This window comes from Pseudomonas sp. Sample_9 (assembly GCF_004307535.1).
Taxonomy (GTDB): Bacteria; Pseudomonadota; Gammaproteobacteria; order Pseudomonadales; family Pseudomonadaceae; genus Aquipseudomonas; species Aquipseudomonas mercuritolerans.
The window spans coordinates 1-5739 of sequence record NZ_RAZO01000405.1 but is presented as its reverse complement, the minus strand read 5'-3'; the positions used below and the strand labels follow the sequence as shown (position 1 = coordinate 5739).

The 5739-nt window shown below is 61.8% G+C and carries 6 protein-coding genes; 2 read left to right on the top strand and 4 right to left on the bottom strand.

The features are described 5' to 3' along the window. Window positions 1–674, bottom strand: a 674-nt coding sequence (locus tag D6877_RS23310) for an SDR family oxidoreductase (RefSeq protein WP_130912259.1), incomplete at its 3' end; no start/stop codon positions are given. Between the two features lie 127 nt (window positions 675–801). Next, a complete protein-coding gene (locus D6877_RS23305) occupies window positions 802–1683 on the bottom strand; it encodes an AraC family transcriptional regulator (protein WP_130912260.1) in 882 nt (293 codons plus the stop codon). Between the two features lie 258 nt (window positions 1684–1941). On the opposite strand from D6877_RS23305, the gene D6877_RS23300 reads away from it, so the two are divergent. After that, a complete protein-coding gene (locus D6877_RS23300; RefSeq protein ID WP_130912258.1) occupies window positions 1942–2706 on the top strand; it encodes an SDR family oxidoreductase in 765 nt (254 codons plus the stop codon). 174 nt (window positions 2707–2880) lie between these two features. After that, complete coding sequence (locus D6877_RS23295) at window positions 2881–3798, top strand: AraC family transcriptional regulator (protein WP_130912257.1); 918 nt, start codon at window positions 2881–2883, stop codon at window positions 3796–3798. Here D6877_RS23295 and D6877_RS23290 read toward each other — a convergent pair whose 3' ends face one another. Both D6877_RS23290 and D6877_RS23285 read right to left on the bottom strand, forming a co-directional pair. Further along, window positions 3799–4728 (bottom strand): LysR family transcriptional regulator, encoded by a 930-nt coding sequence (locus D6877_RS23290; protein WP_016774233.1) that lies wholly within the window; start codon window positions 4726–4728, stop codon window positions 3799–3801. A gap of 95 nt (window positions 4729–4823) precedes the next feature. After that, complete coding sequence (locus D6877_RS23285; RefSeq protein WP_016774234.1) at window positions 4824–5534, bottom strand: SDR family NAD(P)-dependent oxidoreductase; 711 nt, start codon at window positions 5532–5534, stop codon at window positions 4824–4826. Between the last annotated feature and the right edge of the window lie 205 nt (window positions 5535–5739).

Below are 5739 nucleotides of genomic sequence, written 5' to 3'. Positions count from 1 at the left end.
ACGGCATACGCAATCGCGCGGGCGATGGCTTCGGCGGGGATGGCGATCTTGCGGAAAGACTTCATCTCGGCGCGGCCGCCTTCATCGGAAATGCTCTCGGCCAGTTCCGATTCGGTCACGCCCGGTGCGATGACGGTGACGCGAATATCGCCGCCGACTTCCTGGCGCAAGCCTTCGGAAATCGCCCGTACGGCGTATTTGGTCGCGCAGTACACCGCCGCAGTCGGGCTGACCGCGTAGGCGCCGATCGAGGCGATGTTGATGATCTGCCCGGCGCGCTGGCGCTGCATCAACGGCAGGCTGGCGGCGATGCCGTGGAGCACGCCACGGATGTTGACGTCGATCATGCGGTTCCACTCATCGACCTTCAGTGCGTCCAGTCGGGACAACGGCATGACGCCGGCATTGTTGACCAGCACATCGACGCGGCCGTAATGCTCGACGGCGAAATCAACGAAGCTTTGCACATCCTGCTGATCGGTGACGTCCAGCGCCCTGAACTGCGCGTCGCCACCTGCGCCATTGATCTCTTCGGCAATCAGCGCCAGACGCTCGGTGCGCCGTGCGCCCAACACCACTTTGGCGCCACGTTCGGCGAGCAGGCGTGCGGTGGCTTCGCCGATGCCGCTGCTGGCGCCGGTAATCACGATCACTTTGTCTTGAATGTTCAGCATGATGTCGTCCTCTTCTGTGTGCCCGGGAGTGGGCTTGGAAGAAGATTAAGTGCGGCGGCTCATGGGCTATTAATCGATTCCTCCACGGAATTTGCCCAATTCTGCTGCATCGCTTTTCGACAGATTTTCAGGCCCCGCGTGGCGCGTCGCGATAGGCGCTCGGGGTGACGCCGACTTCGCGGCGGAACACTTGGGAAAAGTGGCTGGGGCTGGAGTAGCCGACCTCCAGACCAATATCGATCACGCTGCGGGCGGTCTCCAGTAACAGATGGCGAGCGCGGCTCATGCGCAGGCGGATGAAGTATTGCGAGGGCGATAAACCGGTAGCGCGCTTGAAGGTTCGGCTGAAGTGGTAGTCGCTCAGCCCGGCGATGGCGGCCAGATGACTGAGGTTGAAATCCTCCGCCAGATTCGCATTCATGGCTTCGATCACCCGGCGCAGTTTGTAGGCGGGCAGGGCGTTGTCGCGGCGCGGGTTGCTGTCGGGGTCGAGGTAATGACGCAGCAGATGGATCGCCAACGCCTGAGCCAGGCTGTGCACCAGCAGTGCGCTGGGTTGGCGCTGTTCGGTCAGTTCGATGCGCAGTTGCTCAAGGATGAAGCTGACCTGCTCGTCACGCGCACCAGAAACATCGACAAACGTCACTGCACCGGCCTGTTCGCCGAACGCTTCGCGGGCCGCTTGTTCGATCAGGCCTAGGCCGAGGTAGAGGTGCATGACTTCGAATACCTCGCAGCCTTCGGTCTGCCAGCGCATCTCGTAGGGTTCGCGGGTGTTGGTCAGGAAGAAATCGCCCGCCGTGACCTGGCTTGCCTGCCATTCTCCACCCAACGAACGTTCTTCGACCCGGGCCGAGCCGGCCAATACCAGCACCAGCAACGGTTCGGCCACGCATGGCACGCGGATCGGTTCGAGCAGAGTTTGATGGCGGAACAGCTGCACCACTGCATCCTTGATCTGCGGCCGGGGCGTGGTCGTTTCCGCAATACCGGGCAGATGCTCCGGCATGGCTTCGGCGGCGATGCGCGCGGGCTGGCTGATTGTCGGTGTAGCGGGGCTGGCAGAGGGCACAGAACGCTCCATCAAAAGCTTTGGCTGCGAATGATTTTGAAGGTTAGGGCGGGCGAATGAGAAATTCCAGCGCAAAACTCCGACAGTCCCGGCAATCGCCCGAAAGCCCGGCGGCGGACAGTGCGCGACAGTGAAGCCGTGTTGACGACCGCGCCATCAGGCGCAACACCGATTCGCTATCGAGGAGTTAAAACCATGACTGATTTCAACCACACCCTGCCACAAGAAGTCGCCGGTAAAGTTGCACTGGTCACTGGCGCGGCCAGTGGCATCGGCAAGGCGATTGCGTTGATGCTGCACGCTCGCGGCGCCAAGGTGATTGCCGAAGACCTCAACCCGGCTGTCGAAGAACTGGCTCGTCCCGATCTGGTGCCGCTGGTGGCGGACATCACCGAGGACGGCGCCGCCGAACGCGCAGTCGGCCTTGCCGTCGAGCAGTTCGGGCGCCTGGATATTCTGGTCAACAACGCCGGGATCATTATCAACAAAGCCGTGATCGACATGAGCCGCGACGACTGGGAAAAGATCCAGGCAGTGAATGCCACGGCCGCCTTCCTGCACTGCCGCGAAGCGGTCAAGGCGATGATCCCGAACAAGTCCGGCGCGATCGTCAATATCGCTTCCTATGCGTCGTACTTTGCCTTTCCGACCATTGCCGCCTACACCGCTTCCAAAGGTGCGCTGGCACAATTGACCCGCACGCTGGCCCTGGAAGTCATCGAGCACGGCATTCGCGTCAATGCCATCGGCGTCGGCGATGTGGTGACTAATATCCTTAATGACGTGGTCGAGGATGGCCCGGGTTTCCTCGCGCAACACGGTGAAGCGGCGCCGATCGGTCGGGCGGCGCAGCCGGAGGAAATTGCCGAAATCGTCACCTTTCTTGCCTCCGAGCGCGCCAGTTTCATGGTCGGCTCGGTGGTCATGGCCGATGGCGGTATGACGGTAACGGCGGGTTGATAGTGGCGTGAGAAGCCAAGGGCGCGTGTGATAACGCGCCCATGGCTTTGCCACGAACACGAGCACGCAGAATCAGGCAAATCTGCAGCATCTTTGATCTAGTCGCCGCTGGGTAAAACTGGCTAATCTTCCTCCGCAGTTGACCCACCTTCGTCTGCTTTCGAGGCCCCTTGCATGGATAACCACGACGCTTCCATCCTCCACGACACGGCGGTGTATCGCGCCGAACTGGTGCGCCTGCTGACTCAACGCTTTGACGCGCCGGGCACCTACGAAACGGCGATTGCGCCGCTGCATGTGATCCGTCTTGATGGCCCGTCCGAGCTGATTCACGTGGTGCACCGGCCGGCGCTGTGCCTGATCGTGCAGGGGCGCAAGGAAGTCGGGCTGGGTGACGAACGTTTCCTCTACGACCCGCTGAATTACCTGGTGGTGTCGGTGACGTTGCCGGTGTCCGGACGAGTGATCGAAGCCTCGCCCGAGGCGCCGTATTTTTGCGTACGGCTGGATTTCGATCCGGCGCAACTGACGCAACTGATTGCCGAGTCGCCGCTGACCGGCATGCCGCAGGACGCCGGGCGCGGGATGTTTCTCGACAAGATCGACGTGACCCTGCTCGACACCATGCTGCGTCTGGTGCGCCTGCTGGATAATCCGCGCGACATCGGCATGCTCGCGCCGATGGCGTTGCGCGAGGTGTATTACCGCCTGCTGCGCGGCCAGCACGGGCATCTGCTGTATGAAATCGCCGTCAACGATTCGCAGACCCACCGGGTCACGCGCGCTATCGATTGGCTGAACAAGAATTTCACCGAACCGCTGCGCATCGACGCGCTGGCGCAGGTGGCCAACCTGAGCAACTCGGCGCTGCATCACCGCTTCAAAGCCGTCACCGCCATGAGCCCGCTGCAATATCAAAAACAGCTGCGCCTGCAAGAGGCGCGGCGGCTGATCATCAATGAAGGGCTGGACGTGTCCAGCGCCTGCTACCGCGTCGGCTACGAAAGCGCTTCGCAGTTCAGCCGCGAATACAACCGCCAGTTCGGCTGCCCGCCGTCCAAGGAACTCAGCCGCCTGCGTCAGACTGGCTGATTACCGCGGGTGGCCCGCCCATTCATCACGAAACCCCAGCAGAAAATCCACAAACGCCCGCACCCGCTGCGGCACGTAGCGGCCGTGCGGGTAGAGCAGGGTGTAGGGGCGCGAACGTCCGGCGTACGGTTGCAGCACTTCGATCAGGCGGCCATCGGCGAGTTCCTGCTCGACGATGAAACGGTAAGTCTGAAACAGCCCGGCGCCGTGCTTGGCCAGCGTCACACCGCCGAGCACGTCATCGGAGCAGGAATAGCCACCGTCGGAAATCACTTCCAGGTCCCGGCCGTTTTCCTGAAACAGCCAGGAAATCCGCCGCCCGCTGCTGGGCAATTCGAACTGGATGCACTCATGCGCGATGAGATCGTCCAGCGTCTGCGGCGTGCCGGCTCTATGCAGATATTCGGGGGCGGCGACCACCACCAGGGCGGCGTCTTCCAGCAAACGCGCGATCAGGGTCGAGTCCGGTTGTGCGCGCACGCGTATCGCCAGGTCGTAGCCCTCTTCAACGAAGTCGATATTGCGGTTGCCCAAGTGCACGTCGACCGTGACCTCGGGGTACAACGCGCGAAATTTCGGCAGCAGCGGCAGGATGCGGTGATGCCCGTAGGTGGTAGGCAGGCTGATGCGCAGTCGCCCCGACGGCGAAGTCTGCGCACCCATGACTTCCTGCTGCGCTTCAACCAGTTGCGTCAGCGCCTGGCTGCATTGTTCGAAGAAGCTCCGGCCGGCGTCGGTGAGGCGAATGCTGCGCGTGGTGCGCGCGAACAGTCGCGAACCCAGGCGTTGCTCCAGACGCAGAATCGACCGGCTCACTGCGGCCGGCGTGACCCCGGCGAGTTGCGCGGCGGCGGTGAAGCTGCCGGCTTCGGCGGCCAGGCAGAACAGTTCGATACTGCCTAACTGCAAATCTTCAAAATGGCGTTTCATTGTGGCTCGCACCGAGGATCGACGGACGTTCATCCTCTGTGTACCACAACCAACGACGCCGCCGGTATCCACCGGGCGGCGTTGCAGGGTTTCGATCAATGGCCGGCGCTCTGGCCACCGTCGACATGCAGGATCTCGCCAGTGACGAAATTTGCCCCGTCGAGGTAGAGGATCGCTTGCACGATGTCGTCGATTTCGCCCATGTGGCCGACCGGGTGCAGGCTGCCCAGCGCCTGATGGGTTTCCTCAGCGTGCATCGGCGTCTTGATGATGCCCGGCGACACGGCGTTGACCCGAATGCCACGCTTGGCGTACTCGATGGCCAGGGATTTGGTCGCGGCGTTGATGCCGCCCTTGGTAAGCGACGCCAATACCGAAGGCACGCCGTCGATTGCATGATCGACCAGGCTGGTGGTCACGCTGACGACGTGGCCGCTGCCGTGTTTTTCCATCTCGGCGATGGCCAGTTGCGAGATGTAGAAGAAGCCGCTCATGTTGGTCGCCACGACCTGGGCATAGTCCGCCTGGCTGTAAGCGGTAAACGGCTTGGCGAGAAAGATCCCGGCATTGTTGACCAGCGTATCGACGCGACCGAAGCGGGCAACAGCGGCGCGAATCACGCGCTCGGCGGTTTGCGGATCGGCAATGTCGCCGGCGACGGTCAGGACATCCGGGTCACTCGACTCTTTGATCGAGCGCGAGGTGGCGACCACTTGATGGCCAAGGGCGCGAAAGCCTTCGACCAGACCTGCACCAATGCCTTGCGAGGCGCCGGTGATGACAACTACTTTTTTCGATGTGCTCATGATGATTTCCTCTGTCGCTGGCCCGTCAGGATGGCGGGTGGCTGTTGGAGGAGACTTTAGGAAGTTGCGCCGAGTTGATAAATGGGGGCTGAGGTACATCATTTGTACTGTGGTGTATCTAATCAGAGCGGGCCTCGAATGATTGTCCCGTTTGAGTGGACGGTGAAACGCTTTTCAGCCGATTTATCCCTTTGCTGTGCGTCAG

Coding starts and splice junctions, on each gene's coding strand:
- D6877_RS23290 (WP_016774233.1), bottom strand. CDS start 4,728: ATGAAACGCCATTTTGAAGATTTGCAGTTAGGCAGTATCGAACTGTTC.
- D6877_RS23305 (WP_130912260.1), bottom strand. CDS start 1,683: ATGCCGGAGCATCTGCCCGGTATTGCGGAAACGACCACGCCCCGGCCG.
- D6877_RS23300 (WP_130912258.1), top strand. CDS start 1,942: ATGACTGATTTCAACCACACCCTGCCACAAGAAGTCGCCGGTAAAGTT.
- D6877_RS23295 (WP_130912257.1), top strand. CDS start 2,881: ATGGATAACCACGACGCTTCCATCCTCCACGACACGGCGGTGTATCGC.
- D6877_RS23285 (WP_016774234.1), bottom strand. CDS start 5,534: ATGAGCACATCGAAAAAAGTAGTTGTCATCACCGGCGCCTCGCAAGGC.